This is a genomic window from Brevundimonas sp. D3-1P (genome assembly GCF_055809335.1).
Genome location: NZ_CM147908.1, coordinates 2,087,239 through 2,113,543, shown reverse-complemented (window position 1 = coordinate 2,113,543; position 26,305 = coordinate 2,087,239). Strand labels below are relative to the sequence as shown.

25 protein-coding genes are annotated in these 26,305 nt (G+C 69.5%); 10 read left to right on the top strand and 15 right to left on the bottom strand.

The annotated features are described in order from the left end of the window. Positions 1 to 25: 25 nt before the first annotated feature. On the top strand, positions 26 to 1,675 hold the full coding sequence (gene groL, locus AC0L6G_RS10770; RefSeq protein ID WP_293828038.1) for a chaperonin GroEL: 1,650 nt from the start codon (positions 26 to 28) through the stop codon (positions 1,673 to 1,675). 99 nt (positions 1,676 to 1,774) lie between these two features. Here the strand turns inward: groL and AC0L6G_RS10765 are convergent, their stop codons facing one another. Continuing rightward, positions 1,775 to 2,503 carry a glycosyltransferase family 2 protein gene (locus AC0L6G_RS10765; RefSeq protein ID WP_291540084.1) on the bottom strand — a complete coding sequence of 243 codons (729 nt, stop codon included), beginning with the start codon at positions 2,501 to 2,503 and terminating at the stop codon, positions 1,775 to 1,777. 76 nt (positions 2,504 to 2,579) lie between these two features. Here AC0L6G_RS10765 and AC0L6G_RS10760 point away from each other — a divergent pair, with 76 nt between their 5' ends. The 3 genes from AC0L6G_RS10760 to AC0L6G_RS10750 all read left to right on the top strand — a co-directional run bounded on the left by AC0L6G_RS10760 (position 2,580) and on the right by AC0L6G_RS10750 (position 5,708). Continuing rightward, complete coding sequence (locus AC0L6G_RS10760; RefSeq protein ID WP_293828037.1) at positions 2,580 to 4,265, top strand: ArnT family glycosyltransferase; 1,686 nt, start codon at positions 2,580 to 2,582, stop codon at positions 4,263 to 4,265. Continuing rightward, a complete protein-coding gene (locus AC0L6G_RS10755; protein ID WP_293828036.1) occupies positions 4,265 to 5,179 on the top strand; it encodes a hydroxymethylglutaryl-CoA lyase in 915 nt (304 codons plus the stop codon). Before AC0L6G_RS10760 ends, AC0L6G_RS10755 begins: the two co-directional genes overlap by 1 nt. Before the next feature lie 103 nt (positions 5,180 to 5,282). Beyond that, the gene (locus AC0L6G_RS10750; protein ID WP_293828035.1) at positions 5,283 to 5,708 is read left to right on the top strand and encodes a hypothetical protein; all 426 of its coding nucleotides are present in this window, start codon (positions 5,283 to 5,285) and stop codon (positions 5,706 to 5,708) included. A 199-nt stretch (positions 5,709 to 5,907) separates the two neighbouring features. Here AC0L6G_RS10750 and AC0L6G_RS10745 read toward each other — a convergent pair whose 3' ends face one another. The 3 genes from AC0L6G_RS10745 to trhA form a co-directional block, all read right to left on the bottom strand. After that, positions 5,908 to 6,264: a hypothetical protein gene (locus AC0L6G_RS10745; protein WP_293828034.1), complete on the bottom strand. Its 357-nt coding sequence runs from the start codon at positions 6,262 to 6,264 to the stop codon at positions 5,908 to 5,910. Next, on the bottom strand, positions 6,261 to 6,890 hold the full coding sequence (gene phaR, locus AC0L6G_RS10740) for a polyhydroxyalkanoate synthesis repressor PhaR (RefSeq protein WP_293828032.1): 630 nt from the start codon (positions 6,888 to 6,890) through the stop codon (positions 6,261 to 6,263). The genes AC0L6G_RS10745 and phaR overlap by 4 nt, the downstream gene beginning before the upstream one ends. 93 nt (positions 6,891 to 6,983) lie before the next feature. Next, positions 6,984 to 7,697 carry a PAQR family membrane homeostasis protein TrhA gene (gene trhA / locus AC0L6G_RS10735; RefSeq protein ID WP_293828031.1) on the bottom strand — a complete coding sequence of 238 codons (714 nt, stop codon included), beginning with the start codon at positions 7,695 to 7,697 and terminating at the stop codon, positions 6,984 to 6,986. Between the two features lie 158 nt (positions 7,698 to 7,855). Here trhA and AC0L6G_RS10730 point away from each other — a divergent pair, with 158 nt between their 5' ends. Continuing rightward, complete coding sequence (locus AC0L6G_RS10730; protein WP_293828029.1) at positions 7,856 to 9,031, top strand: acetyl-CoA C-acetyltransferase; 1,176 nt, start codon at positions 7,856 to 7,858, stop codon at positions 9,029 to 9,031. Positions 9,032 to 9,200: 169 nt separating this feature from the next. Here the strand turns inward: AC0L6G_RS10730 and AC0L6G_RS10725 are convergent, their stop codons facing one another. Continuing rightward, positions 9,201 to 10,805, bottom strand: coding sequence for a M20/M25/M40 family metallo-hydrolase (locus AC0L6G_RS10725; protein WP_293828027.1), 1,605 nt, complete (start codon positions 10,803 to 10,805; stop codon positions 9,201 to 9,203). Positions 10,806 to 10,936: 131 nt separating this feature from the next. Then, on the bottom strand, positions 10,937 to 11,908 hold the full coding sequence (htpX, locus tag AC0L6G_RS10720; RefSeq protein ID WP_293828026.1) for a zinc metalloprotease HtpX: 972 nt from the start codon (positions 11,906 to 11,908) through the stop codon (positions 10,937 to 10,939). Between the two features lie 94 nt (positions 11,909 to 12,002). Between htpX and AC0L6G_RS10715 the strand changes: the two genes are divergently transcribed. Together AC0L6G_RS10715 and AC0L6G_RS10710 are read left to right on the top strand one after the other, a co-directional pair. After that, complete coding sequence (locus tag AC0L6G_RS10715) at positions 12,003 to 12,260, top strand: DUF1674 domain-containing protein (protein WP_291537030.1); 258 nt, start codon at positions 12,003 to 12,005, stop codon at positions 12,258 to 12,260. Positions 12,261 to 12,343: 83 nt separating this feature from the next. After that, positions 12,344 to 13,486 carry a hypothetical protein gene (locus tag AC0L6G_RS10710; RefSeq protein ID WP_473252179.1) on the top strand — a complete coding sequence of 381 codons (1,143 nt, stop codon included), beginning with the start codon at positions 12,344 to 12,346 and terminating at the stop codon, positions 13,484 to 13,486. A gap of 42 nt (positions 13,487 to 13,528) precedes the next feature. Here AC0L6G_RS10710 and pyrF read toward each other — a convergent pair whose 3' ends face one another. Then, positions 13,529 to 14,260 carry an orotidine-5'-phosphate decarboxylase gene (pyrF, locus tag AC0L6G_RS10705; RefSeq protein ID WP_473252178.1) on the bottom strand — a complete coding sequence of 244 codons (732 nt, stop codon included), beginning with the start codon at positions 14,258 to 14,260 and terminating at the stop codon, positions 13,529 to 13,531. Positions 14,261 to 14,344: 84 nt separating this feature from the next. Here pyrF and AC0L6G_RS10700 point away from each other — a divergent pair, with 84 nt between their 5' ends. Beyond that, on the top strand, positions 14,345 to 15,040 hold the full coding sequence (locus AC0L6G_RS10700) for a MarC family protein (protein ID WP_293826947.1): 696 nt from the start codon (positions 14,345 to 14,347) through the stop codon (positions 15,038 to 15,040). Between the two features lie 7 nt (positions 15,041 to 15,047). On the opposite strand, the gene AC0L6G_RS10695 is transcribed toward AC0L6G_RS10700, so the two are convergent. Further along, a complete protein-coding gene (locus AC0L6G_RS10695) occupies positions 15,048 to 15,446 on the bottom strand; it encodes a metallopeptidase family protein (RefSeq protein WP_293826946.1) in 399 nt (132 codons plus the stop codon). Between the two features lie 128 nt (positions 15,447 to 15,574). Here AC0L6G_RS10695 and AC0L6G_RS10690 point away from each other — a divergent pair, with 128 nt between their 5' ends. Beyond that, positions 15,575 to 17,896: a sensor histidine kinase gene (locus AC0L6G_RS10690; RefSeq protein ID WP_293826945.1), complete on the top strand. Its 2,322-nt coding sequence runs from the start codon at positions 15,575 to 15,577 to the stop codon at positions 17,894 to 17,896. A 49-nt stretch (positions 17,897 to 17,945) separates the two neighbouring features. Here the strand turns inward: AC0L6G_RS10690 and AC0L6G_RS10685 are convergent, their stop codons facing one another. Next, positions 17,946 to 19,589, bottom strand: a complete 1,644-nt coding sequence (locus AC0L6G_RS10685; protein WP_473252177.1) for a M28 family metallopeptidase — start codon at positions 19,587 to 19,589, stop codon at positions 17,946 to 17,948. A gap of 44 nt (positions 19,590 to 19,633) precedes the next feature. After that, a complete protein-coding gene (locus AC0L6G_RS10680) occupies positions 19,634 to 20,833 on the bottom strand; it encodes a TIGR03862 family flavoprotein (protein WP_293826942.1) in 1,200 nt (399 codons plus the stop codon). Between the two features lie 64 nt (positions 20,834 to 20,897). On the opposite strand from AC0L6G_RS10680, the gene greA reads away from it, so the two are divergent. After that, entirely contained in the window at positions 20,898 to 21,377 is a 480-nt protein-coding gene (gene greA, locus AC0L6G_RS10675) for a transcription elongation factor GreA (protein ID WP_293826940.1), read from the top strand. Between the two features lie 5 nt (positions 21,378 to 21,382). Here the strand turns inward: greA and AC0L6G_RS10670 are convergent, their stop codons facing one another. From AC0L6G_RS10670 to miaB, 5 genes are read right to left on the bottom strand one after another with little or no spacing between them, the layout of a single operon-like run. Continuing rightward, on the bottom strand, positions 21,383 to 21,796 hold the full coding sequence (locus AC0L6G_RS10670) for a helix-turn-helix domain-containing protein (protein ID WP_293826939.1): 414 nt from the start codon (positions 21,794 to 21,796) through the stop codon (positions 21,383 to 21,385). A gap of 17 nt (positions 21,797 to 21,813) precedes the next feature. Next, positions 21,814 to 23,451 carry an apolipoprotein N-acyltransferase gene (gene lnt / locus AC0L6G_RS10665; RefSeq protein WP_293826938.1) on the bottom strand — a complete coding sequence of 546 codons (1,638 nt, stop codon included), beginning with the start codon at positions 23,449 to 23,451 and terminating at the stop codon, positions 21,814 to 21,816. 20 nt (positions 23,452 to 23,471) lie between these two features. After that, positions 23,472 to 23,918, bottom strand: coding sequence for an rRNA maturation RNase YbeY (gene ybeY, locus AC0L6G_RS10660; protein WP_293826937.1), 447 nt, complete (start codon positions 23,916 to 23,918; stop codon positions 23,472 to 23,474). Next, on the bottom strand, positions 23,915 to 24,901 hold the full coding sequence (locus AC0L6G_RS10655) for a PhoH family protein (protein WP_291537012.1): 987 nt from the start codon (positions 24,899 to 24,901) through the stop codon (positions 23,915 to 23,917). The genes ybeY and AC0L6G_RS10655 overlap by 4 nt, the downstream gene beginning before the upstream one ends. Continuing rightward, positions 24,901 to 26,292 (bottom strand): tRNA (N6-isopentenyl adenosine(37)-C2)-methylthiotransferase MiaB, encoded by a 1,392-nt coding sequence (gene miaB / locus AC0L6G_RS10650; protein ID WP_293826935.1) that lies wholly within the window; start codon positions 26,290 to 26,292, stop codon positions 24,901 to 24,903. Before miaB ends, AC0L6G_RS10655 begins: the two co-directional genes overlap by 1 nt. Positions 26,293 to 26,305: the final 13 nt, after the last annotated feature.

Below are 26,305 nucleotides of genomic sequence, written 5' to 3'. Positions count from 1 at the left end.
TAATCAATAGATAGGAGCAGCCCACATGGCCGCTAAAATCGTACACTTCAACACCGACGCGCGCGACAAGATGCTGCGCGGCGTCAACGTGCTCGCCAACGCCGTTAAGGTGACGCTGGGTCCCAAGGGCCGCAACGTCGTGATCCAGAAGTCCTTCGGCGCCCCGCGCTCGACCAAGGACGGCGTTTCGGTCGCCAAGGAAATCGAGCTGGAAGATGCCTTCGAGAACATGGGCGCCCAGATGATCCGCGAAGTCGCTTCGAAGACGAACGACAAGGCGGGCGACGGCACCACCACCGCCACCGTCCTGGCCCAGGCCATCGTGCAAGAGGGCCTGAAGGCCGTCGCCGCCGGCATGAACCCGATGGATCTGAAGCGCGGCATCGACAAGGCCGTCGGCCTGGTGCTGGAGGAGATCAAGACCAACTCCAAGCCGGTCTCCAACAACTCGGAAATCGCCCAGGTCGGCACTATCTCGGCCAACGGCGACTCTGAAATCGGCGAGCTGATCGCCCAGGCGATGGCCAAGGTCGGCAACGAAGGCGTCATCACCGTCGAGGAAGCCAAGACCGCCGACACCACCGTCGATGTCGTCGAGGGCATGCAGTTCGACCGCGGCTACCTGTCGCCCTATTTCATCACCAACGCCGACAAGATGGAGGCCGTTCTCGAAGAGCCGCTGATCCTGCTGTTCGAGAAGAAGCTGACCAGCCTGCAAGCCATGCTTCCGATCCTGGAAGCCGTGGTGCAGTCGGGCCGTCCGCTGCTGATCATCGCCGAGGACATCGAAGGCGAAGCCCTGGCGACCCTGGTCGTCAACAAGCTGCGCGGCGGCCTGCGCGTCGCCGCCGTCAAGGCTCCGGGCTTCGGCGACCGCCGCAAGGCCATGCTGGAAGACATCGCCATCCTGACGGGCGGCCAGGTCATCTCCGAAGACCTGGGCATCAAGCTGGAGAGCGTCACGCTCGACATGCTCGGCAAGGCCAAGAAGGTCTCGATCACCAAGGACGACACCACCATCGTCGAAGGCGTCGGCGGCAAGGAAGAGATCGAAGCTCGCGTGGCCCAGATCAAGCGCCAGATCGAAGACACCACCTCCGACTACGACAAGGAGAAGCTGCAGGAACGTCTGGCCAAGCTGGCCGGCGGCGTCGCCGTCCTGCGCGTCGGCGGCTCGACCGAAGTCGAAGTGAAGGAAAAGAAGGACCGCGTCGACGACGCCCTGAACGCCACGCGCGCCGCGGCTGACGAAGGCATCGTTCCCGGCGGCGGCATCGCCCTGTTGAAGGCCTCCAAGATCCTGGCCGACGTCAAGGGCGACAACGCCGACCAGAACGCCGGCGTCGCCATCGTCCGTCGCGCCCTGCAGGCTCCGATCCGTCAGATCGCCGAAAACTCCGGCGTCGAAGGTTCGATCGTGGTCGGCAAAGTTCTGGAAAACAACGAAGCCTCGTTCGGCTTCAACGCCCAGACCGAAGAGTATGGCGACCTGGTGCAGATGGGCGTGATCGACCCGGCCAAGGTCGTCCGCACGGCCCTGCAAGACGCCGCTTCGGTGGCCGGCATCCTGATCACCACGGAAGCCGCCGTCGCCGACGCCCCCAAGAAGGCCTCGGCCGGCGCCGGCGCTCCCGACATGGGCGGCATGGGCGGCATGGGCGGCATGGACTTCTAAGTCCAAGTCCTCCGACGCCGAAACGCAGAAGGGCGGGGTCGCAAGACCTCGCCCTTTTCTTTGCACCCCATCCCGGCGAAGCGGGGATGAGACGGTGTTTCAGAACTCCGAGATCGCGCCCGGCGGCCGAGAGCGGGTCTTCAGCCACATGACGCCCAGGAGGTCCGAGACCGACGCGCGCAGGCGGCCCCAGTTGGTGTATTTCGAGCGGCCGGTCTCGCGGTGGCGATGGTCCACGTTCAGATACTGGTTGCGATAGCCCTCGCGGATCATCAGGGCCGGCAGGTAGCGGTGGATGTGATCGAAATAGGGCAGGCGCAGGAAGACGTCGCGGCGAAAGGCCTTAAGCCCGCAGCCGGTGTCGTCCGCGTCGTCGCCCAGCAGGCGGCGGCGGATGCGGTTGGCCCAGATCGAGGCCTGGCGCTTGGCCTGACTGTCCTGGCGCTTGGCGCGGCGGCCGCCGACCAGGCCCACGTCGGCGGGGGCGGCGAGCAGGGCGTCGACCAGGCGGGGCGCGTCGGCGGGCGGGTTCTGGCCGTCGCCGTCCATGGTGACGACGATCGGGGCGCGGGCGGCCAGGACGCCGGTGCGCACCGCCCGGCTCTGTCCCGCATTGGCCCCGTGCGACAGGACGCGCAGGGTCGGCAGGTCCGTCATCGCGGCCTTCAACTCGGCCAGGGTCGTATCCTTCGACGCATCGTCCACGAAGATCATCTCATAGGACCGTCCCGCGAAGGCGGCGGCGATCTCGCGCGCCAGGGGCACGGCGGCGCCCGCCTCGTCATGGACGGGAACGACGACGGAGATTTCGGGCGTTTCGACGGTCATCGCCGCTCCATAGACGAGATCGAACGCTTAGGGGAGACGGCTGACGGCGGCCCGGTCGCCGTGTAAAGAGTCTTGAATGAAGACTTTTGATCTGGATAGCCGCATCGCCGGCTGGCGCGGCCCGGTTCTCGCGGCCCTGCTGACGCTGATCGCCGGCCTGCCCGGGCTGTTGCTGCTGCCGCCGCTGGACCGCGACGAGAGCCGCTTCGCACAGGCGACGTCCCAGATGCTGGAGAGCGGCGACTATGTCGACATCCGCTATCAGGACGAGCCGCGCTGGAAGAAGCCTGTCGGCATCTATTGGATGCAGGCGGCGGCCGTGGCCCTGACCTCGGATGTCGAGGATCGCGAGATCGCGCCCTATCGCATCCCCTCCCTGCTGGGGGCCATGCTGGCGGCATGGGCCGTGGCCTGGGCCGGGGCGGCCCTGCTGGGAAGCCGCGTCGGCTTCTTCGGCGGGGCGATCATGGGGGCGACCTTCCTCCTGTCCACCGAGGCGGGCATCGCCAAGACCGACGCCATGCTGTGCGGGGCGACGACCCTGGCCATGGCGGCGCTGGCGCGCATCTATATGGCGACGCGGGCGGGCGAGAGGCCCGAACGCCTGCACAAATTTCTGTTCTGGGCGGGCCTGGGCCTGTCGATCCTGATCAAGGGGCCGATCGGTTTCCTGATCGTGGCCCTGACCGTCGTCGCCCTGTCGATCTGGGATCGGAACGTCAGATGGCTGTATCGCCTCGGCTGGGGCTGGGGCCTGCCGCTGGTCGCCCTGATGGTCGGCCCGTGGGCCATAGCCATCACCATCGCGACCGACGGAGGCTTCTGGCGCGAGGCCATCGGCGGCGACCTGGCGCCCAAGATCGCCGGCGCCCACGAAAGCCATTCGGGGTTCCCGGGCATGTATGTGCTGCTGGCGCCGCTGCTGTTCTTTCCCTCGACCCTGCTGTTGCCCGCCGCCGTCTCGACCGGCTGGAGCCGGCGGGCCGAGCCGGCGATACGTTTCCTGGTCTGCTGGCTGGTTCCCGGCTGGCTGATGTTCGAACTGGCCCCCACCAAGCTGTGGCACTACACCCTGCCGACGTTCGGGGCGCTGGCCCTGCTGGCCGCCGCCGCCCTGGCCCGGCCGATCGGCAAGGCGTCGCGCATCTCCGGGGCCGTGCTGGCGGTGTTCGCCGCGGTGCTGGTGATCGGCGTGACCATCTATGGATTGACGGCCTATGGCACCTCGACGGCCCAGACCTGGGCGGCGCTGACGGTGGTCATGGCGCTGGCGACCGGGGCGGGGGGCGCCTTCCTGCTGCTGAACCGCGCCCCGGTCGCGGCGCTGGTCGCCTCGCTGGCTTTCGGGATCACGGCCCATGCGGCCCTGGCGGGGACCATCCGGCAGCTGCGTCCCCTGGCCGTCGCGCCTCAGTTGGAAAGGACGCTGGAGGCCGCCGACCTGCACCCGCGCCAGGGCCGCACGCCGGGCCCGGTGGCCATCACCGGCTATCATGAGCCCAGCTTCGTCTTCCTGACCGGGCGCGAAACCGAATTGACGGACGCCCAGGGCGCCGCCGAGGCCCTGGCCGACGGGCGGCCCGCCATCGTAGAGGCGCGCGACGCCGACGCCTTCCGCGCCGCCGCCGCCCGCCTGGGGGTGTCCGGCCGGGCGGTCGGGGTGGTCGACGGCTACAACTATTCCGCCGGCGACGAGGTCAGCCTGACGGTCTATGCGCCGCCGCCCAGAAACGGGACCGCAAACGTGGACGGGGCGTCCTGATGGGCCGGTTCATCCAGGTCGTCGAGGTCGGACCGCGCGATGGTCTGCAGAACGAAAAGACCGTGCTGGACCCCGCCGTCCGCGCCGACCTGGTGCGGCGGCTGGAGGCGGCGGGCGCCAAACGCATCGAGGCCGTCTCTTTCGTCCACCCCCGATACGTGCCGCAGATGGCCGGGGCCGAAGACGTCATGGCCGCCCTGCCGCATCGGCCGGGGCGCAGCCGCATCGGCCTGGTCCTGAACGGAAAGGGTTATGACCGGGCGCTGGCGGCCGGCGTGGACGAGGTCAATGTCTCGGTTTCCGTCACGAACGGCTTCGGGCTGAAGAACCAGGGGCTGGCGGTCAAGGATCAGCTGGTCATGCTGGGCGGCATCGTCGCGCGGCGGGACAATGCGAAGGCGATCGAGGGCGCGCCCTCGCTGTCGGCCATGATCTCCTGCGTCTGGGGCTGTCCGTTCGACGGCGAGGTCTCGGCGGATCAGGTCGCCGACATGGTCGGCGCGATCGCGCAGATGGGCGTCCACGAGATCGGCCTGGCGGACACCATCGGCGCCGGCGATCCCTGGGCGGTGACGACGAAGGTCGAGGCGGCGCGAGCCGCAGCGCCGAATGCGACCCTGCGCCTGCATTTCCACGACACCCGCAACACCGGCCTGGCCAACGCCTATGCGGCGATCGAGGCGGGGATCGACGTGCTGGACGCCTCGGTCGGCGGCATCGGCGGCTGTCCCTTCGCGCCGGGCGCCACCGGAAACATCGCCACCGAGGACCTGGTCTATATGCTGGAGCGGGGCGGATATTCGACCGGCTACGACCTGGACGCTATGATCGGGACGGCGCGCTGGATCGGCCAGGCCATCGGCCGGCCGGCGCCGTCGGCGCTCAGCCGCGCGGGCGGCTTCCCCAGGCGCTGAAGCTCCGCTCGCAGACGCGCCCCTGTGGCGGCGTGTCGCAAACGGCGCTATTCATGATGAAGGAACGACGCGGCCCCGGGGCGGCCGGCGCAAAGGACCGACCATGTTGATCGCCATTCCGCTGCTGCTGATCCCGGCGGTCCTCTACAATATCGTGGTGCTGTTCGGCGGATCGGGCGACGGCGGCGTGACCCAGGCGGACGTTTTGCTGCGCGATCCCCTGTTCGCCGTCACCATGACCTCGGGCGCGCAGTGGACCATCGGTTCGGGGGACCTGATCCTGTTCCTGGGCCTGATCCTGCTGTTCTTCGAACTGCTGAAATCGACCTCCAGCCAGCGGGTGGCCATCGTCAATCACGCCCTGTCGATGATCCTGTTCATCGGCGTGCTGATCGAGTTCCTTCTGCTGCCCGGCTTCGCGACGTCGACCTTCTTCCTGATCGTGACCATGATCCTGCTGGACGTGCTGGCGGGCTTCATCGTCACCATCGTCGCCTCGCGCAAGGACTTGGATTTCGGCGGGGCGTGAGCGCCTGAAACCGGCCGAGGGGTCGATGGAACCCTAAAGGTGCGGCCTCAAGCAGCGCGGCGGGCCTACGAAAAAGCCGTGAAGATCAGGGCGACGACGGCGACGTCGAACATCTTGGCGGCGAGGCTCAGGGCGGCGGGCATGGGCGGGTCCGTATCGAGGCGTCAGGCCCCCGGTCCAGCAAACCCCGTGCCGCCCCTCAGATGTCGGTCTTGGCCGTCTTGCCCGCGGCCGGGCGGCGTTCGGCCGCGCCGGAATATTCGGCTCCCAGATAGGCGGAGCGGGCCGCGTCCAGCACGGGCGGGCCGCCGCGCAGGCCGCGCTTGTGGCCGCCCTGACCCATCTGCTGGGCGACGAAGGCGGCCGCTCCCGGTTCGGCGGCCGGTTGCACGGCAGCTCTTGCCGGGCGGGTCTGCGCCTTGGCTTCCGTCTCGGACGCGTCCAGGGCGACCAGCTCGCGCGACGGCGGGCGGGCGCGGCGCTCGCGCTCGCGGCGTTCGCCCTCGCGCCGGTCGATGCGCTCGGGTCCGCCGATGGGTGCGATAGGGTCGGTCATTCGGGTTTGGCCCCCGCAAGCCTGTCGATCTGGCGGCGCATCTCGTCCATCTGACGACGCATTTCGTCCAGGGCGTCGGGCGCATGTCCGGCAGGTTCGGGCGGCTTCGCCGGTCCGACATTGCTTTCGGCAGGTTCGGCCCGCGCATAGCCGAAGCCGGGGAACATCTGCATGGCGCGTTCGAACATGGCGATGTTGGCGCGCGCGGCGTCCTCCATCAGCGTCGCGCCGGCGGCCGTTCCGAAGGCGCGGCTCATCTGGCTGGCGAACTGTTCCTGCTGGCGGCCGAAATTGGCCAGGGACATCTCCAGATAGGAGGGCAGGACCTCCTGCATCTGGCCGCCGTAGAAGCCGATCAGCTGGCGCAGGAACTGAACCGGCAGCAGGGCCTCGCCCCGGCTTTCCTCCTCGAAGATGATCTGGGTCAGGATCTGGCGGGTCAGGTCGTCGTTGGTCTTGGCGTCATAGACGACGAAATCGACCCCCTCGCGCACCATGGCCGCCAAGTCTTCCAGCGTCACATAGGCGCTGGTCCGCGTATTGTAGAGGCGCCGGTTCGCATACTTCTTGATGACGACCGCATCGGCCTCGCTCTTGTTTCCGCCCTTGTTTTTTTCGTCAGCCACGCTTGTTCTCGCGATGTTGCAACGCATCACTATCCCCCCTTGCGCGGCGAAGCGCCAGAGGGGGCGACGATCCGCCGTGGGCGCCGCCGCCGTTCAGTGAGTCAGGGCGGGCGCCAGGACCACGCCCACCAGCACGGCGGCCCAGTGGACGGTCGCGCCGGTGACGACGAACCCATGCCAGATCGCGCGGCGGAATCGGAGCTTGGGGCTGATGAAGACGAAGACCCCGGCGGTGTAGATCAGCCCGCCGATCACCAGCAGGGCCAGGGCGACGGGATGCACCGTCTCGACCATCGGCTTCAGCGCCGCGACAGCCAGCCAGCCGAATACGACATAGACCCCGCTCCAGAACCGATCGGAGATGCGCGGCGCGAACAGCTTCACCCCGGCGCCCGCGAAGGCCAGGGTCCAGATCAGGGTGGTGAAGCCCACGGCCCACAGCCCCTCGAACCGCTGGGTCGTGAAGGGCGTATAGCTGCCGGCGATCATCAGGAAGATGGCCGCTTCGTCGAGCCGCCGCAGCACCGGCCGCGCCGCGCAGGGATTGGTCCAGTTGTAGATGGTCGAAGCCGTCAGCATCCCCACCAGGCACAGGGCGTAGATGGCGGTGGCCAGGACGCCGCCGATGCCGGTGTAGACGCCCGCCAGTCCCGCCAGGATGATGCCGCCGACCGCCGCCAGCATCAGTCCCACGACATGGACCCACAGGTCCGCCAGCTTCTCGGCCCGGGTCGGATAATGGTCGATCATGTCCAGTTCGTCCGGGGTGCAGACGTGGGTGATCAGACGTTTCAACGTGCGCAGCATGGCCAATCCAATTCCAGACCGCCCTTATCGTTCCGCCACAATGCGCCGACAGGGTGACGAATGGCTGAATCCGACCGGGCGCATGTCGTCGCAGGTGACGGAGGCCTCGCGATGCGGCAGAACGGCCACGCATCTTTATTCCGCATAGAGTGAAATCCATGACCGAGGTCGTCATCGTCTCCGCCGCCCGCACGCCCGTCGGCGCCTTTATGGGCGGACTGGCCTCCTTGCCGGCGTCGAAGCTGGGCGAGATCGCCATCAAGGCGGCGCTGGAGCGGGCCGGCGTCTCGGGCGAGGCGGTGGACGAGGTGATCCTGGGTCATGTTCTTCAGGCCGCCGCGGGTCAGGGACCGGCGCGCCAGGCGGCCATCGGCGCGGGCGTCAGAAAGGAGGCTGCCGCCTGGAGCCTGAACCAGATCTGCGGCTCGGGCCTGCGCGCCGTGGCCATCGCCGCCCAGCAGATCGCCTTGGGCGACGCCAGGATCGTCGTCGCGGGCGGACAGGAAAGCATGAGCCAGGCGCCGCACGCCCAACAGCTGCGCAACGGCCACAAGATGGGCGACGTGGCCTTCGTGGACACCATGATCAAGGACGGTCTGTGGGACGCCTTCAACGGCTATCACATGGGCCAGACCGCCGAGAACATCGCCGAAAAATGGGCGATCAGCCGCGAGGCCCAGGACCAGTTCGCCCTGGCCAGCCAGCACAAGGCCGAAGCCGCCCAGACCGCCGGCAAATTCGCCGAGGAGATCGTCCCCGTCGTCATTCCCGGCAAGAAGGCGGACGTCACGGTCGATCAGGACGAATACATTCGCCACGGCGCGACCTTGGAGGCCATGCAGAAGCTGCGTCCGGCCTTCGCCAAGGACGGGTCGGTCACGGCGGCCAACGCCTCGGGCCTGAACGACGGCGCCGCCGCCCTGGTTCTGATGAGCGCGGACGAGGCCAGGGCGCGCGGGCTGGAGCCGCTGGCGCGCATCGCCTCCTACGCCACCGCCGGCGTCGATCCGTCGATCATGGGCACGGGGCCGATCCCGGCCTCGACAAAGGCGCTGGAGAAGGCGGGCTGGAGCGTCTCCGACCTCGACCTGGTCGAATCCAACGAAGCCTTCGCCGCCCAGAGCCTGTGCGTGGTCAAGGAACTGGGCCTGGACCCGGCCAAGGTCAACGTCAACGGCGGCGCCATCGCCATCGGCCACCCCATCGGCGCCTCGGGCGCCCGCATCCTGACCACCCTGCTGTTCGAGATGAAGCGCTCGGGCGCCAGGAAGGGCCTCGCGACCCTGTGCATCGGCGGCGGCATGGGCGTGGCCCTGTGCGTCGAGCGGGGCTGATGTTCTGAGCCCTTCTCCCGATAGGAGAAGGTGGCCCGACGGAGCCGGGGCGGATGAGGGTCGGTTTTCGGGCAAGTCGCACCGTCCGACCCTCACCCTTTCGCGAGGCCGATCGCCTGACGGGTCTCGGACGCTCGAACCTTCTCCCAATGGGAGAGGCAGGCGCTAATCAGTCGGCTGGATATTCGAACGGGTCGCTGGGCGTGGGCTCGGTCGGAAGCGGCATGCGGGGCAGGGGCTCGTCGCGGTTGGCGGCGTTCAGCAGGAAACTGGCCAGGATGACGGCGGCCTGGCGCAGGTCGTCGGCCTTCAGGTGGTCGTAGCTGTCGATGCTGGTGTGGTGCAGGCGGCTGGAATAGTCGAGCGGGTCCTGGATGAACTGATATCCCGGCACGCCGACGGTCTGCATATAGACATGGTCGGTGCCGCCCGAATTGCGCAGCGAGACGGTGGTCGCCCCCATGCTGGCGAACGGCGCCAGCCATTCCTGGAAGATCGGGGCGGCGGCGACATTGCCCTCGGCGTTGATGCCTCGGATCTTGCCCGAGCCATTGTCCAGGTTGAAATAGGCGACCAGGTCGCGATAGCCGGCGCGCGGCTCGATGGGCCAGCGGCTGCGCCAGGTGCGGTTGTTCGGAAGGTTCGCCAGCGCCGGGTCGTTCGACGGCGCGCGCGTCGCCAGGTGCCGGTCCACATAGGCCAGCGAGCCCAGAATGCCCTGCTCCTCGCCGTTCCACAGGGCGAAACGGATGGTGCGCTTGGGTTGCACGTTCAGGGTCTTGAGGATGCGCGCCGCCTCCAAGACCACGGCGCTGCCGGCCGCATTGTCCACCGCCCCGTCGGCTGCGACCCAGCTGTCCAGGTGAGCGCCGGCCATCACATATTCGGTCCCGCGCGCCGTGCCGGGAATGTCGGCCAGGATATTGTAGGCGTTGACGTCCTCGTCGTGGAACCGAACCTCGCTGTTCAGCTCCAGCGTCGGCGGCGCGTCGGTCAGGGCCAGGCGCGCCAGACGGCGATAGTCCTCGGCCGCCAGCTCCATACCCGCCAGCTTGGGGGTGGCGCCGACCTGATAGGTGTAGCCCGTGCCGTGCAGCAGGCCGCCGTCGCGCTGGGAAATCCGCACCCAGGCCAGGGCGCCCTGTTCGACCAGGAAGGCGTCCAGCTTGGCGGCGAAGTCGGCCGTCTCCAGCGACTTGCGGATGGCGGCGGGCGAATATTGCGGCTGGTTATAGGTGTTGCGTTCGGCCAGTTCGGCGCTGGTCCAGCGGCGGAAGGCCGGCTCGGTCGGCTCCGACCCCGCGCCCGGCTGGGAGATCATGACGATCTTGCCCGCCAGCTTGCCGCGCCATTTGTCGAAATCCTCGACCTTGGACAGGGGCGCCACGATGACGCCCGCGCTGATCGGTCCATCGGTGCCGGGCGTCCAGGCCACGGGAATAGCGCGCAGGTCCAGGGGACGCGGCGCGGTCATCCGAGCGCTGGAGCGGACGATGGACCAGCCCCGTCCGAACTCGAAACCCTCGGCCCGCACATTGGACAGGCCATAGTCGCGGAACCGCTGCTGCGCCCAGCGTTCGGCCTCGCGCATCTGGGGCGAATTGGTCATGCGTCCGCCGATCCGATCGGTCAGATAGGCGGCGGTCTGCATCACCTGGCTGTGGTTCAGCCCCTGGTCGATGATGCCGTTGACGGCGACGCGGTCCACCGACTGGGCGGCGACGGGCGTGGCGAGAAGCGCGGAGGCGCAGACGAAGGCGAGCAGACGCGACATGATATCCCCTGAAGCTGAACAGGAGCGCATCTGATGCGATCCGTGACCCGAGTGCAAACCCCGAGCAACGCTTTTCCGGCGCGGCGATCGGCCTCACCCGTCTTTGCGCGACAGCTAACCCCCAGGGGCCGCTATCCCCAGGGGCCGCGCGGCTCGGCCGGGGTGGCGGGGACGCCCGTGGTCGCGGCGAAACCGGCGGCGGGACGCGGCTGGGTCAGGCCTGGCGTTTGCGGCCGGGGCTGCATTCCCATCCGGGCGCCCAGCTCCATCAGCGCCCGCACCCGATTGCCCGTCGCGGGATGGGTCGAGAACAGATTGTCCGCACCGCGTCCCGCCAGCGGATTGATGATGAACAGTTGCCCCGAGGCCGGATTGCGCTCGGCCGTCGGATTGTGGATCCGCTTGGCGTAGGCCTCGATCTTCTGCAGGGCGCTGGCCAGGGCCTGGGGATCGCCGGCGATCTCGGCGCCGACGCGGTCGGCCTCGTATTCGCGGCCCCGGCTGATTGCCATCTGCACCAGACCCGCCGCCATCGGCGCCAACAGCATCAGGGCAAGGGTGCCGATGATCCCGCCCGGCCGTTCACGATCCTGGCCGCCGCCGAAGAACATCGCGAAGTTGACCAGGGCGGCGATGGCCCCCGCGATGGTCGCCGTCACCGTCATGATCAGGGTGTCGCGGTTCTTCACATGGGCCAACTCGTGCGCCATCACCCCGCGAACCTCCTCGCGCGTCAGCATGTCCAGGAGGCCGGTGGTGGCGCAGACGGCGGCGTTCTGGGGGTTGCGGCCGGTGGCGAAGGCGTTGGGCTGGTCGTTGGGGATGATGGCGACCCGGGGTTGGGGCAGGCCGGCGTCGCGCGCCATCTGGCGCACGTCGGCGACATAGTTCCGAACTACGGCGTTGGGATGCTGTTCGTCGACCGGCTGGGCGCGGTACATCTTCAGCACGATCTTGTCGGCGTTCCAGTAGCTGAACAGATTCATCGCGCCCGCGAACAGCAGGGCGATCACCATGCCGGTCGCGCCGCCGATCAGATAACCGACGCCCATGAACAGGGCGGTCATCGCGGCCAGCAGGACGAAGGTCTTCAGATGGTTCATCGCGGTTCCTGCCCGATCCGGCCGCAGCGTCTGGCGTCACGGGTCTGATCGTCTATTTGAGGAAAGGCGCACGAAGCCTCAAGGGAGCCGCCCTGTGACCGAACATCCCACCCCTGCGCCGGACGGCGACCGCCGCACGGCGGCCGAAAGCCCTCCCTTCAATGCGGATGTCCCCCACGCCACGCCCGAACGTCCGCTGAGCGAGATCGCCCGGCGCGCCCTGCAGGAGGCGGCCGATCGGCGCGCCCAGGCCAAGGCCGCGAATGCCGACCCCGAGCACGGCGGCCCGACAGGCCCGGAACCGACCCGGTTCGGCGATTGGGAGAAGAAGGGCATCGCCGTCGATTTCTGACGCGGCGTCTCGGACATTAACCGTCGCTTAAGAAACAGGCGCCGCTCTTGCCAGTGTCGGGACAACTCAGAGGAGTCTGTCCCGTGACGATACAGTCGATGATCACCGCCGCGTCGGCGGCCCTGCTGCTCTCGGCGGCGCCCGCTCTGGCCGGAGGCCCCGGCGGTCACGGCGGCGGCTATGGAGGCGGCCATGGCGGTAGTTGCGGCGGCTGCGGCGGCGGCGGCCATTACGGCGGCGGGAACTACAACGCCAACCACAACGTCAATGTGAACGTGAACGGCGGATCGCACGCCTATGCGAACGCCGGCGCCTATGCCGGCGCGACCGGCTATTCCGCCATCAACGCCCGTTCCTATTCCAGTTCGTCCAGCTTCCAGCGCGGCTATGTCGGCGGCGGCGCGACCTATGTGGGATCGGGCGGCTATTCGGACGGCTATTACGGCGGGGGATACGGCGGCGGCTTCATCGCTTCCCCGCCTGTCCTGATCGGCCGTCCGCCGGTCAGCGCTCCGGTCGGCTACCCCGTCTACGGCTTCGGTCGGGACTATATCGGCTGGCGTCCGTACCAGCAGGGCCGTCCCGCCGATTGCGACTGCCGCCCGCCCGTCCGCTACGAGCAGCGCTATGAGCAGCGTTACGTCCAACCGGCCCCTGCCTATCTCCAGGCCCCGCCGGTCCATGTCGCGCCCCAGCGCATCTATGTCGCCCCGTCGCCGGTGAACATCGCCCCGCCCCAGATCGAGATGGGGCCGCCCACCTATATCGAACAGCCGCCCATCTATGTGCAGGCGCCGCCGGTCAACATCGGGCCGCAACGTGTCCAGGTGGCTCCGCCGCAGGTAAACCTGGCCCCGGCCCAGGTCGATGTCGGCCCGCCCGTCTATGTCGATCAGGCCCCGGTCTATGTGCAGGCGGCGCCAATCAACATCGGTCCGCAGCGCGTGCAGGTCGCCCCGGCCCAGGTCAATGTCGCCCCCGCCCAGGTCGAGGTCGGCGGACCGGTCTATGTCGATCAGTCGCCGGTCTATGTGCAGTCGGCCCCGGTCAACGTCGCGCCGGCCCAGGTCTATGTGGCGCCGCCGGAAGTGAACACGGCCCCGCCGCCCCCTCCGCCCCCACCGCCGCCCTCGGGCTATTACGGCGACCTGCCGCCGCCGGAAGCGCCCGCGCCCCAGGCGCCGCCCCGCCACGGCTACGCCCAGGAGCCTGGCGAACGCGGCTGAGCGTCCCGCGCAGCCCCGGCTGAATCGTCGCCCTGGTCCGTGTCAGATCAGGGCGATGTCTTGGGCGATGCCCAGGGCCGCCGCACGCGGATCGGCCGCCGCCGTGATCGGCCGGCCGATCACCAGATGGGTCGCGCCGGCCTGAAGGGCGGCCGCCGGCGTCGCGGCCCGCGCCTGGTCGTCCAGGGCCGCGCCGACCGGCCGCACGCCGGGCGTCACGACCAGGAAGTCCGCGCGCCCCGCCGCGCCGGCCAGGGCGCGGGCGCGCGCCGCCTCGTGCGGGCTGGAGACGACGCCGTCGAGCCCCGCGTCCAGCGCCTGACGCACGCGCAACTCCACCAGTTCGGCCGGCGGCAGGCTGTGGTCGTCGGCGGCCAGATCCTCGGCCGTCAGGCTGGTCAGGACGGTGACTCCCAGCACCTTCAGGCTCGACCCCTCGGCTCCGCGCCGCGCCGCCGCCATCACCTGGGGGCGGGCGTGGACGGTCAGCAAGTCGCAACCGGACCCGGCCAGGCTGGCCGTCGCCTTCTCCACCGTCGCGCCGATGTCGTGCAGCTTCCAGTCCAGGAAGACCTTGCGCCCCTGCGCCTTGAGGTCGTGCGCCAGGCCCATGCCGCCGGCCGCGAACAGCTGGAGTCCGATCTTGTAGAAACCGACCGCGTCCTGGACCCGTTCGACCAGGGCGGCGGCCTCGGCGGGCGTCGGCACGTCCAGGGCGCAGATGATCCGTTCGTCGGGCGCGCGATTGGGCGTCGCAACAGGGGGCTGGGTCATCGACGGACTTGCGCTTAGCGGCTATGCCGAACGCCAGGGGCGCGTCGGCGAGCGGCGTGGATGGATTGAAGGCGAGGGCAGGCGATGAACGCAGTCGATTTGGGTGTCAACCTGTTCGTGACCCTGTTCGCCCTGCTGGACCCGATCGGCAATCTGCCCATCTTCGCCGCCGCCACGGCCGGGGCGACACTGCGCCAGCGGATTTCCGTCTCGGCCCTGATCTGCGCCTTCGCCACCCTCTTCCTGGCCTTCTTCCTGTTCACGGGCCTGGGGCTGCTGCAGTTCTTCGGCATTTCGCTGGCCGCCTTCCGCATCGCGGGGGGCATCCTGCTGCTGTTCCTGGGGCTGGACATGGCGCGGGGCGACTTCCTGGCCATGTTCGCCGACAAGGACGCGCTGACCGACGCCAAGGACGTGCGCGGCTATGCGCGTCGCCGGTTCCAGCGGCTGGTCGTGCCCTTCGCCATTCCCCTGATGATCGGGCCGGGCGCCATTTCGGCGGTCATCATCCAGGCGGGCGAGGCGGCCAAGCTGGGCTATGCCGGAACGGTCGGTTCTCTGGTCGCCATAGCCGCCGCCTGCGCCGTGTCCTTCGTCTGTTTCGCCCTGACCGGCTCGCTCAGCCGCTTGCTGGGCGAGGTGGGCATGGCCATCGTGGTCAGGGTGCTGGGCCTGATCCTGTGCGCCCTGGCCATCCAGTTCATCCTGCTGGGGCTGGGCGAGGCCGTTCCGGGCATGATTTCGGGCGCGGTGACGACGCCCTATCCGGCGGATCGCTGACCGACGCTCAGTCCGCTTCGTCCTCGATGGCGTCGATGTCGTCGTCGGTCAGTCCCAGGTGGTGGCCGATCTCGTGGATCAGGACGTGGGCGATCAGTTCGCCGATCCCCACGTCGCCCCGCTCGCACCATTCGTCCAAAATCGGGCGGCGATAGAGAAAGACCCGCGAGGGCTCGGCCGCCGGGCCCAGGCTGTCGCGCCGGCCGATGTCCACCCCGTGATACAGGCCGGTCAGTTCGAACGGGTCTTCGATCTCCATTTCGGCCAGGGTGGCTTCGTCGGCGAAGTCGTCGATGCGGATCACCACCTCGCCCGCCGCCTGGCGGAAGGGGGCGGGCAGGGCGTCGAAGGCCTCGCGCGCCAGCCGGGCGAAGTCGTCGAGCGAGGGGGCGAGCAGGTCTGTCATCGCTGCGATATCGCCGTCCTCGCCCGGCTTCGCAACGAGGCGCGATGACGCGAGCACGAGACTGCCGCATTTTCGCGCGGTTGGCGTTATGGTTGGCGAATCGGGGCTGAAACTCTCCAGGGACACGAATGGCCGAGGCCGACATCGCCTATGTCGCCACCGCGGGCGCAGCCGGACTGGCCATGGCCGTCAGCGCCTGGGCCCTGCTGCTGCGCGGGCGGCTGAAAGCGGCCGCCGACGCGGCCGAGCGTGAACGGGCCGAGGCCCTGGACAGCCTGGGCCGCCACGACGCCATGCTGCGCGCCTTCGACGACGTCAGCCTGGCCCTGACGCCCGACGGCCGGGCGGCCGGCGCCCCCATCGGCTCGGCCGAATTGGTGGCGCGGCTGGCCGAGGAAGGCGACGACGTGGGCGCCGCCGTCCTGGCCCATCTGAGACAAAGCCACGGCGCCCTTGTCGACGCCTTGGTCGATCAGGGTCAGGCGTTCGAGGGGCTGACGGCGCTGGACTCGGTCGAACCCTGGCGGATCGAGGGGCGGGTCGCGGGCGGCGTGGCCTGGCTGCGCCTGTCGCCGGCCTCGCGCATCACCCTGACCGGGGCCGATGCGACCGAAAGCGGCCTGGCCATGCTCGGCGACGCCTCGCCGACCCCGACCTGGGTGGTGGACGGCGCGGGCAAGCTGGCCTGGGCCAACCGCGCATGGCTGACCGCCATCAACGCCGAGAGCCTGGACGCCGCCATCGAGAGCGGGCTGTCGTTCGATCGCGGCGCCGACGCCCTGGTGGCCGAGGCTGCGCGGCTGGGCGTGCGCCAGGAGGGTTTCCGCTGGACCACCGGCGGCGGCGCCCGACGCGCCTGGCGGATCATCGCCGAACCGGCCGGCGGCGGCGCCGTCACCGCCTTCGCCATCGACGTGACCGAGGCGGAAGAGACTCGCGACACCCTGCGCCGCCACGTCGAGGCGCATGACGAAACGCTGAACCATCTGGCCGACGCCGTGGCCATCTTCGGCCCGCAAAAGCGGCTGGCCTTCCACAACACCGCCTTCCAGACCCTGTTCGACATCGACCCGGCCTGGCTGGACGAACGCCCGACCCACGCCGAATTGCTGGACCGCCTGCGTCAGCGCCGCAGCCTGCCCGAGGTGGTGGACTACGCCGGTTGGAAGGCGCACGAGCTGGACTTCTACGGCGCGTCCGAGGCCTCGCCCGACGACAGCTGGTCCCTGCCCGACGGGCGGACCCTGCGGGTTGTCCGCCAGCCCCACCCGCTGGGCGGCATACTGCTGATCTTCTCGGACATCACCGACGAGCTCAAGCTGCGCAGTCGCTTCAACGCCCAGATCCAGGTCCAGCGCGCGACCCTGGACAAGCTGAACGACGCGGTCGCCGTGTTCGGCTCGGACGGACGGCTGAGGCTGCACAACGAGGCGTTCGAGACCTTCTGGAGCCTGTCGGCCGAGCGGATCGCCACGGCCTCTGATTTCGACGCCCTGGCCGAACTGTGCAAGGCCGTGCTGCCCGATCCCGCTCTTTGGCTGGGGCTGAAGGCGCGCGTCGCCGACCCCGATCCCGAAAGCCGCGTGGCCATTTCGGGCGAGGGGCGCACGGTCGACGGCCGCGTCGCCGCCTGGCAGACCCGCCCCTTGCCGGACGGCGCGACCCTGGTGGCGTTTTCCGACGTGACCGCCCGGCGCGGCCTGGAACAGGCCCTGGTCCAGCGCGAACAGGCCCTGGCCGAAAGCCAGGCCCTGAAGCGCGAGTTCGTCGGCAGCGTCTCCTATGAGTTGCGAACGCCGCTGACGACCATCGTCGGCTATTCCGAACTGCTGGAGACGATGGGCGAGTTGCCCGAGCGCAGCCGCCAGCACGCGGGCGCCATCCGCGTCGCCGCCAGCCAGCTGGCCCGTTCCATTGACGACGTTCTGGACATGGCCCAGATCGACGCCGGCGAAATGGAGCTGTCGCTGGGCGACCTGCGCGTCCGCGATTTACTGGTCGAGGCCGGTGAAAAAGTCCGTGCACGGATTGAAGGGCGTGGCGCGACCCTCGGCATCGTCTGTCCGAACGATCTGAAGCCGATCCGCGCGGACCAGCACCGCATCGGTCAGGCCTTGGATCACCTGCTGGAAAACGCCGCCCGGGCGGTTTCCGACGGCGGGGCGGTGGTGCTGAAGGCCGAAACCGGGCCGAGCGAAATCCGCCTGACCGTGTCCGACACCGGGCGCGGCATCCCCTATCATCTGCAGGCCCACGTCTTCGACCGCTTCGTGCGGCGCGAGCGGGGCGGCCCGGGCGTGGGCCTGGCCCTGGTCAAGGCGCTGGTCGAACTGCACGGCGGCTGGGCCGAGGTCGAGAGCGAGCCGGGCAAGGGCGCCGCCTTCATCCTGCACCTGCCGCTGGGCGCCGCGACCACCGCCGCTGCGCCGGAACTTCAACTGGAACTGTAAGATCGTCCCGGGTTCGTCCTTCGACGCCCGAGCGACGACCTTGGGGATTTCAGCGCCGCGCGGTCTTCGACGCATCCCGCGCCGGTCCGAACTCCGCGCCTGCGTTCCATTCCGGCCACTGTTCGCTGTCGGCCAGTTCTCGACCGACGGCGTAGATCAGGGCCACGTCGGCCGCCGCCGCATCCATGCGCCAGGTTTCATCCCATTCATCTGTAGGCTGATGATAGCGGTTCCGCACATAGTCGCGACTGGCGGCGCTGGCGCCGGTGAAGCCCGCCGCCGGGAACAGGGCGGGCACGCCCTTCAGGGCCAGGGGGAAGTGGTCGGAACGATAGAAGGCCCCGGCCTGGGGCGCCGGGTCGGCGATCAGGGCGCGGCCCGCCTGGGCCGCATGACGCGCCAGGACGTCGTCCAGCTGATTCTTGCCCTTGCCGATGACGACCACGTTGGGATCGATCTCGGTCCCCGGCAACAGACTGTCGACATTGATGTCGGCGACCGTGGTCTCCAGCGGCCAGACCGGATTGGCGGCGTAATAGGTCGAGCCCAGGAGGCCCGCCTCTTCGCCCGACCAGGCGGCGAAGAGGACCGACCGTTTCGGACGCGGGCCTTCGGCGAAGGCGCGGGCCAGCTCAAGCAGGGCCGCGACGCCGGTCGCATTGTCCACGGCGGCGTTATAGATATTGTCGCCCTGGGCGTTCGGCGTGCCGACGCCGTAGCCGTCCCAGTGGGCGCCGTACATCACGGTCTCGTTCGGCCGTTCGGCGCCCGGAATGCGGGCGATGACGTTCTTGGTCTCGACCCGGTCGGCGATCTGGCCGAAATCGACGCTCATCGTCAGGCCGGGCAGGGCGACGGGGCGGAAGTCGGCGCGGCGGGCGCTGGCCTTCAAGGCGGCAAAATCCAGGCCGGCGGCGGCGAACAACTCTTGCGCCTTCGCCTGTTGAATCCACCCCTGGAAAGGCGCGCGTTCGGCGTCGGGATCGGCGCGCACGATATCGAACTTGGGCGCGGCGGACGAGTTCTGCAGCGTCGACCAGCCGTATCCGGCCCCCTCCGTCTCGTGCACCACCAGCACGCCCGCTGCGCCCCGCCTGCCCGCTTCCTGGAATTTGTAGGTCCAGCGGCCGTAGAAGGTCATGGCCTGCCCGTCGAACCGCCCCGCGACAGGATCGCCCTCGGGCGCTTCGAAATCGGGGTCGTTGACCAAGACGACGACGATCTTGCCGCGCACGTCCACGCCCTTGAAATCGTCCCACTGTCGCTCGGGCGCGGTCGCCCCATAGCCGACGAACACCGCGGGCGCGTCGGTCACGGTGATGCGGGTCACGGGCCGATCGCTGGAGACCAGCACATCCGGGCCGCGTTCCAGGGCGATGGTGCGGCCGCCCACATGGGCGGCGACGCTGGCGGGACCGTCCTGGCGCGTGCGCGACAGATGGGCGATCTGGACGAAGGCGCCGTCGGGTCCGCCGCCCTGGGCGCCCGCTGCGCGGAACTGTTCGACCAGCCAGGCGACCGTTTTCTCCTCGCCGGGCGAGGCGGGGGCGCGGCCTTCGAATTCGTCCGACGCCAGCACCCGCACCGCTTCATTCATCCGCGCCGGGTCGATGACGGTCGCCGGCTGGGCCAGGGCGGGCGCGCAGGCCGTCGTCAGGGCCAGGGCGGAAACGGCGGCGTAGGCGAGGCGCATCGGAAAACTCCTGCTGGGATGGGCCGACCCTGCCCGCCTCGGCCTTATCTGTCGAGCCAGGCGATCACCCCGGCCGCCGCGACCACCCCCGAGGCGAAGCTGGCCTGAAGCAGATAGCCGCCCGTCGGCGCCTCCCAGTCCAGCATCTCGCCGGCGACGAAGACGCCCGGCCGGCCGCGCAGCATCAGCCGGTCGTCCACGCCGTCCAGCCGGACCCCGCCCGCCGAGGATATGGCCCGCTCCAGGCCTTGCATCCCCGTCAGATTCAGCGGCGAGGCCTTGACCCGTTCGGCCAGGGCGCGCGGCGACGACGGCAGGGGGCCGGCCTCATGCAACAGGGCGACGGCCGCCGGGTCCAGCCCGACGGCCTTACGCAGATGATTGGACAGGCTGGCTTTGCCGCGCGGTTTCGACAACCGTTCGGTCAGCCGCCCGGCCGCCATGTCGGGCTTCAGGTCGATGCGGATCTCGGCCTTGCCCTCCGCCGCCACCGCCTCGCGAAGAGACGCCGACAGGGCGTAGATCGCGCCGCCTTCGAGGCCATAGAGGGCGATCATCGCCTCGCCCCGCACGGTCCGGTCTGCGTGCGTTACGGCGATCCCCTTCAGCGGCCGGCCGGCGAACCGATCGCGGAACCGGGGCGACCAGGCGACGTCGAAGCCAGCATTGGCAGGGCGGAACGGCGTCGTCGGCGCATCCAGCCAGGCCATCCAGGCGCCGTCAGATCCCAGACGCGGCCAGCTGGCGCCGCCCAGGGCCAGGACCGCGGCGGCCGGCCTTTCCAGCCGCTCGCCGTCGGGGGTGTCGAACGCCAGCGCCCCGTCGCGCCAGCCGATCCAGCGCGAGCGGGTGCGCATCTCGACCCCCAGCCCTTCCAGTCGCGTCAGCCAAGCCCGCAGCAGGGGTGAGGCCTTCATCGCCTTGGGGAAGACGCGCCCGCTGGAGCCGACGAAGGCGGGCTGGCCCAAGCCCTGGACCCAGGCGACCAGATCGGCGGGCGAAAAGACGTCCAGCCAGCCGGCCACGGTGGTTCGAGCGTCGCCGTAGCGCCCGACGAACGCCTCCAGGGGTTCGGAATGGGTCAGGTTCAGCCCGCCCCGCCCGGCCATCAGGAGTTTTCGCGCGACCGACGGCGTCCGCTCGTGGACGACCACCCGAAGACCGGCCTGGGCCAGCCATTCGGCGGCCATCAGCCCGGCGGGGCCGGCGCCGATCACATGGACCTGATTTGCGGGCGGGGTCATCGCCCCGCTTTGCCCGGTCGCGGCCGCGCTGGCTATAGCCGTCGGCTTCGCTATGTTCCGTGTCATGAGCGTCGCCTTCACCCGAGAGGAAGATCTCGAGGCCACCGCCGCCGACCTGGCGGACCGCCCGATCTCGCCCCATCCCAACCTGGTCACGCCGCAGGGCCTGGCGATGATCGAGGCCGAACTGGCCGCCGCGCGGGCCGCCTATACGGCCGCCCAGGTCCAGGGGTCGATCGAGAGCGACCGCACGGCCATGGCGCGCGCCACGCGCGACCTGCGTTACTGGTCCGCCCGCCGCGCCTCGGCCCAGTTGGTCGAGCCGGGCGAGGATGAGGGCGCGGTGCGTTTCGGCGGCTGGGTCGCCATCGAACGCGACGACGGCCGCACCCAGACTTGGCGCATCGTGGGCGAGGACGAGGCCGATCCCGCGAGCGGCTCCGTCAGCCATGTCTCGCCCCTGGCCCGCGCCGTCATGGGCCGCCGCGTGGGAGACGAAGTGATCGTGGCGGGTCAGGCCGCCGAGATCACGGGGGTCGGATAAGGCGCTCAGCGCGGTTTGTCGCCGCCTTCGCCCAGGATTTCGCGCATCATGTCCAGGATCAGCTTCTGACTGCGCGCGGGCAAGCGCGGCGCCAGCCGGGCGATCTCCAGACTGTTCTTGGTCGGGCGGTGTTCGTGATCGAATCCGGGGGCGTCGTCCTCGGCCACGCCCGGCTGGGTCGGATGGAAGCCCTCGAAGAAGAAGGGAATGCCGACCTGCATGAACTCGGCCATCTCGAACAGTTTCGAGGCTGAAACGCGGTTCGCGCCCTTTTCATACTTCTGCACCTGCTGGAAGCTGACGCCGACGGCCTTGGCCAGCGCCGTCTGGGTCAGGCCCAGGTCCAGCCGCTTCTCCTGCACGCGGCGGCCGACATGGCGATCGACGGGGTGCGACTCTTCGCCTTTTTCACGCGCCATGGTCTCGCTCCCCCGCCTCAGATCGCCAACCGATTCGACCGGACCCTAGATCGGCGAAAGGACGGCGCCAAGGACATGGTGAACGCCGTTAGCAACATCAGCGCCAGCGGCCAATCGCCCAGCCGGCCGTAGGGGGTGATCCCGACAGGACGGGGCAGAGGGGCGTCGATAACCCCCATGACGCCGGGCTCCAACCGTTCTCCGTCCACGATTCGGCCCCACGGGTCGATCATGGCCGAAATCCCTGTCGGGGTGGCGCGCGCGATGGGCAGGCCGGTCTCGATGGCGCGATAACTGGCCAGGTTCAGATGCTGGCGCGGGCCGGACGTGGCCCCGAACCAGGCGTCGTTCGAGGCGTTGACGATCCAGTCCGGCCGCCCTGCCGCACCGGGGGTGAAGCCGGGATAGAGGCTCTCGTAGCAGATCAGAACCTGGGCCGGCGGCGCGCCCGGCATCGCGATCGGCGCCGGCGTCGGGCCGGCGGAGAAGTCGCTGGGCATATGCACCAGGCTGCGCAGACCCAGGGACGTCATCAGCGAACCCAGCGGCAGATATTCGCCGAACGGCACCAGCCGGTGCTTGTCGTAGACCGCCGTGATCCGCAGACCCGCCCCGCCCTCGTCGGCCAGGGCGAACAGGCTGTTGTAATAGCGGGCGCCCTCTGGCGAGGCCGGGTCGGCCTCGCCGCGCGCCAGTCCCATCAGCAGGGTCTGGCCGGGCCGCAGGGCGCCGGCGATGGCGGCGGCGTCGGCCGAGGCGAAGACGTCGTTGGCCGACGCGGGCAGGGCGCCCTCCGGCCAGACCACGACATCGGGCGTTCGCGCCGCCGCCTGGCCGGTCAGAGCCACATAGCGATCAACGATGGAGCGATAGGCCTCGGGCGACCATTTGGTCTCCTGCTTCACATCGGCCTGGACCAGACGCACGACCGTATCGGTGAACTCGAGGTGCGATTGCGCCAGCCGAACTGCGCCGAACAAGCCGACCGCGATCAGGGCCAGGGCGCCCAGACCGGCCGAGACCAGGCGGCTGCGCCTCTCGCCCGGCCCGATCAGCGGAGCGAAGGCGGCGGTCGCCGCGACGGTGATCAGGCTCAGTCCGTAGACGCCGACGACCGAGGCGAACTGGGACATGCCGCCGCCCGCGCGCCAGGTCGCCCCGGCCGGATTCCACGGGAAGCCGGTCAGCACATGGCCGCGCAGCCATTCGGCGGCGCAGAACAGGGCGGCGAACAACAGGACCCGCACCGCCCCCAGCGGCGCGAAGCGACGATACAGGGCGCAGGCCGCGCCCCAGAACAGGCCCAGGCCCGCCGGCAGCAGGCTGGCCGCGAACGGCGCCATCCACGCCTGGTCGGGATTGACGAAAAACGCCTCGGCCACCCACCAGCAACCGATGAAGAAATAGGCGAAACCGGCCAGCCAACCCATCCAGAAGGCGCCGCGCACCGTGTCGGACCGCTCCGACAGGATCATCAGCAGCGGATAGCCCAACAGACCGATCAGAACGCCGAACGGCGGATGGGCCAAGGCCGTCCCGGCTCCGGCCAGCAGGGCCAGGGCCACGCGGATCAGTCGCCAGATCCAGGCGCGCCGGCGCTGGGGCAGGGCGCGGATCGGGGCGGCGATACGGTTCAGCAGGGCGTCGGGAAACATCGGTCGGTCCTGGCTGAACTCTAGGCGAAATCGCCGGCATAGGGGTCGGCGACCCCGATCCGGGCCAGGACGTCGCGCTCCTCGGCCTCCATCTCCTCCGCCTCGGCGTCGTCCTCGTGGTCCCGGCCCAGCAGATGCAGCACCCCGTGGACCACCAGATGGCTCAGATGGTCGACCAGGGTCTTGCCCTGGGTTTCGGCCTCGGCCGCGCAGACGCCATAGGCCAGGACGATGTCGCCCAGGTGCGGCGCGGCGCTTTCGGGCGCGGGAAACGACAGGACGTTGGTCGGCCTGTCCCTGTCGCGGAACCGGGCGTTCAGATCGCGCACGGCGGCGTCGTCGGTCAGCAGGACGACGACATCGCCTTCGACCGCGCCCAGGGCCGCGCCGGCTGCGCGTTCGACCACGGCTTCTACGTCCGCCAGGGCGAAGGTCCAGTCGTCCGCCTCGACCTCGATCTCGATCATGCGGGGTCTTCGAGGTCCGGCGCGGGGCGCCCTTTCGCCGCGTCGGCGTCATAGGCGCGCACGATCCGCTCGACCATGGCGTGGCGCACCACGTCCGAGGCCTCGAACTTCAGGACGCCGACCCCCTGCACCCCGTCCAGAATCCGCAGGGCGTGGGCCAGGCCGGAATCGCGCGGATTCAGCAGGTCGACCTGCGACGGGTCGCCCGTCACCACCATCCGCGCGCCCTCGCCTAGGCGCGTCAGCACCATCTTCATCTGCAGCCGCGATGTGTTCTGAGCCTCGTCAACGATGACGAAGGCGTGGCTGAGGGTGCGGCCGCGCATGAAGGCGATGGGGGCGGCCTCGATCTCGCCCTTGTCGCGACGGCGCTGGACGTCTTCCGGCCCCAGGATGTCGTTCAGCGCCTCCCAGATGGGGGCGAGATAAGGATCGACCTTCTCGTTCAGATCGCCGGGCAGGAAACCCAGCTTCTCGCCCGCCTCGACCGCCGGCCGGGTGATGACCAGCCGGTCCACCTGGCCGCGCCGCAGCAGCGATGCGCCATAGGCCGCCGCCAGGAAGGTCTTGCCCGTCCCGGCCGGCCCGACGCCGAAGCTCAGTTCGCAACGGCCCAGCATGTCCAGATAGGCCGCCTGGGCCTTGGTCTTGGGCACGATGGCGCCCCGCTTGCCGCCGGGCAGGGAGACGCCGGCCGCCGTCATGCCGGGCGTGCCCTTGCCGCCGCGCGCCTGGCCCAGGGCGGCGCGCACGTCCGCCTCGGTGACATCGGCGCCCAGGGCCGCGCGCTTGGCCAGGTCCTCGACCACCCGGCGGGCGTCGGAGCGATCGCGCGTGCCGCCATTGACCGAAACGCCGCCGCCCGGCGCTTCTATCAACACCTTGAAGGCGTCCTCGATCAGGGCGACGTGGCGGCTGTTGGGTCCGATCACGGCGCGCAATTCGGCGTCGTTTAGGGGAATGAACTCGGACTCGCGCGCCACTAAGCCGCCTTTTGCTGGGAGATGAGACGGCCATGCAGGCTGTTCTGCCGGCCGGACAGGATCTGGACAGGAACGATCCGGCCGATCAGATGATCCGCATCGTCGACATGGACCGACTGCAGATAGGGCGAACGGCCGATGGCCTGGCGCCGTTCGGGGTGCCGACCCGGCCGTTCGAACAGGACGTTCAGGGGCCGTCCGACCTGGGCCTGGTTGAAGGCGACCTGCTGTTCGCTCACCAGGGCGATCAGCCTTTGCAGCCGTTCCCTGGCGACCTCCGGTTCGACCTGCCTGCCCATGCCGGCGGCGGGCGTGCCGGGGCGGGGCGAATACATGAAGGCGAAGGCCGAGGCGTAGCGGACCTGACGCACCAGGTCCAAGGTCTCCTCGAACTCCCGGTCCGTCTCGCCGGGGAAGCCGACGATGAAGTCGCCCGACAGCGCCATGTCGGGCCGCGCCGCGCGTATGCGCGCGATCAGGTCGAGATATTTCTGGCGGCCGTGCTTGCGGTTCATCAGCCGAAGGATGCGATCCGATCCCGCCTGAACCGGCAGGTGCAGATAGGGCATCAGGGCGTCCAGGTCGGCATGGGCGGCGATCAGGTCGTCCGACATGTCGTTGGGATGGCTGGTCGTATAGCGGATGCGGTCCAGCCCGGGAATGTCGGCCAGGGCGTAAGCCAGCTCGGCCAGGGTCGCCTTCTTGCCGTCCGCGCGCTCGCCGTCATAGGCGTTGACGTTCTGGCCCAGCAGGGTGACTTCGCGCACCCCGCGCCCGGCCAACTGGCGCGCCTCTTCCAGCACGGCGTGGAGCGGCCGGGACCATTCCGCCCCGCGCGTATAGGGCACCACGCAGAAGGTGCAGAACTTGTCGCAACCCTCCTGCACGGTCAGGAAGGCGGTCGGCCCCGTCGTACCCCGCGCGACGGGCAGGGCGTCGAACTTGTCGTCGGGGGCGAAGTCGGCGCCGATCCGCTCGCCCCGCGCCCGCGCCGTGCGCGTCAGCAGTTCGGGCAGCTGATGATAGGCCTGGGGGCCGACGACGATGTCGACCGCGGGCTGGCGGCGCATGATCTCCTCGCCCTCGGCCTGGGCGACGCAGCCGGCGACGGCGATGGTCATGTCCCGGCCGGCCTGGCGGCGTTCGTCGCGCATCTCGCGCAGCTTGCCCAGCTCGGAATAGATCTTCTCGGCCGCCTTCTCGCGAATGTGGCAGGTGTTCAGGATGACGAAGTCGGCCTCGGCCGCGTCGTCGGTCGTGGCGTAGCCCAGCGGGCGCAGCACATCGGCCATGCGCTCCGAGTCATAGACGTTCATCTGGCAGCCGTAGGTCTTGATGAACAGACGCTTCTCGGCCGCCGTCTCGGCTTGGGAAAACGGGGTCTGGGTCATGTCGGGCTTATGG

Coding starts and splice junctions, on each gene's coding strand:
- AC0L6G_RS10695 (WP_293826946.1), bottom strand. CDS start 15,446: ATGACAGACCTGCTCGCCCCCTCGCTCGACGACTTCGCCCGGCTGGCG.
- AC0L6G_RS10680 (WP_293826942.1), bottom strand. CDS start 20,833: ATGACCCCGCCCGCAAATCAGGTCCATGTGATCGGCGCCGGCCCCGCC.
- AC0L6G_RS10760 (WP_293828037.1), top strand. CDS start 2,580: ATGAAGACTTTTGATCTGGATAGCCGCATCGCCGGCTGGCGCGGCCCG.
- pyrF (WP_473252178.1), bottom strand. CDS start 14,260: ATGACCCAGCCCCCTGTTGCGACGCCCAATCGCGCGCCCGACGAACGG.
- greA (WP_293826940.1), top strand. CDS start 20,898: ATGAGCGTCGCCTTCACCCGAGAGGAAGATCTCGAGGCCACCGCCGCC.
- AC0L6G_RS10690 (WP_293826945.1), top strand. CDS start 15,575: ATGGCCGAGGCCGACATCGCCTATGTCGCCACCGCGGGCGCAGCCGGA.
- miaB (WP_293826935.1), bottom strand. CDS start 26,292: ATGACCCAGACCCCGTTTTCCCAAGCCGAGACGGCGGCCGAGAAGCGT.
- AC0L6G_RS10685 (WP_473252177.1), bottom strand. CDS start 19,589: ATGCGCCTCGCCTACGCCGCCGTTTCCGCCCTGGCCCTGACGACGGCC.
- AC0L6G_RS10755 (WP_293828036.1), top strand. CDS start 4,265: ATGGGCCGGTTCATCCAGGTCGTCGAGGTCGGACCGCGCGATGGTCTG.
- AC0L6G_RS10730 (WP_293828029.1), top strand. CDS start 7,856: ATGACCGAGGTCGTCATCGTCTCCGCCGCCCGCACGCCCGTCGGCGCC.
- groL (WP_293828038.1), top strand. CDS start 26: ATGGCCGCTAAAATCGTACACTTCAACACCGACGCGCGCGACAAGATG.
- AC0L6G_RS10670 (WP_293826939.1), bottom strand. CDS start 21,796: ATGGCGCGTGAAAAAGGCGAAGAGTCGCACCCCGTCGATCGCCATGTC.
- AC0L6G_RS10750 (WP_293828035.1), top strand. CDS start 5,283: ATGTTGATCGCCATTCCGCTGCTGCTGATCCCGGCGGTCCTCTACAAT.
- AC0L6G_RS10700 (WP_293826947.1), top strand. CDS start 14,345: ATGAACGCAGTCGATTTGGGTGTCAACCTGTTCGTGACCCTGTTCGCC.
- AC0L6G_RS10725 (WP_293828027.1), bottom strand. CDS start 10,805: ATGTCGCGTCTGCTCGCCTTCGTCTGCGCCTCCGCGCTTCTCGCCACG.
- trhA (WP_293828031.1), bottom strand. CDS start 7,697: ATGCTGCGCACGTTGAAACGTCTGATCACCCACGTCTGCACCCCGGAC.
- AC0L6G_RS10745 (WP_293828034.1), bottom strand. CDS start 6,264: ATGACCGACCCTATCGCACCCATCGGCGGACCCGAGCGCATCGACCGG.
- ybeY (WP_293826937.1), bottom strand. CDS start 23,918: ATGATCGAGATCGAGGTCGAGGCGGACGACTGGACCTTCGCCCTGGCG.
- htpX (WP_293828026.1), bottom strand. CDS start 11,908: ATGAACCATCTGAAGACCTTCGTCCTGCTGGCCGCGATGACCGCCCTG.
- AC0L6G_RS10765 (WP_291540084.1), bottom strand. CDS start 2,503: ATGACCGTCGAAACGCCCGAAATCTCCGTCGTCGTTCCCGTCCATGAC.
- lnt (WP_293826938.1), bottom strand. CDS start 23,451: ATGTTTCCCGACGCCCTGCTGAACCGTATCGCCGCCCCGATCCGCGCC.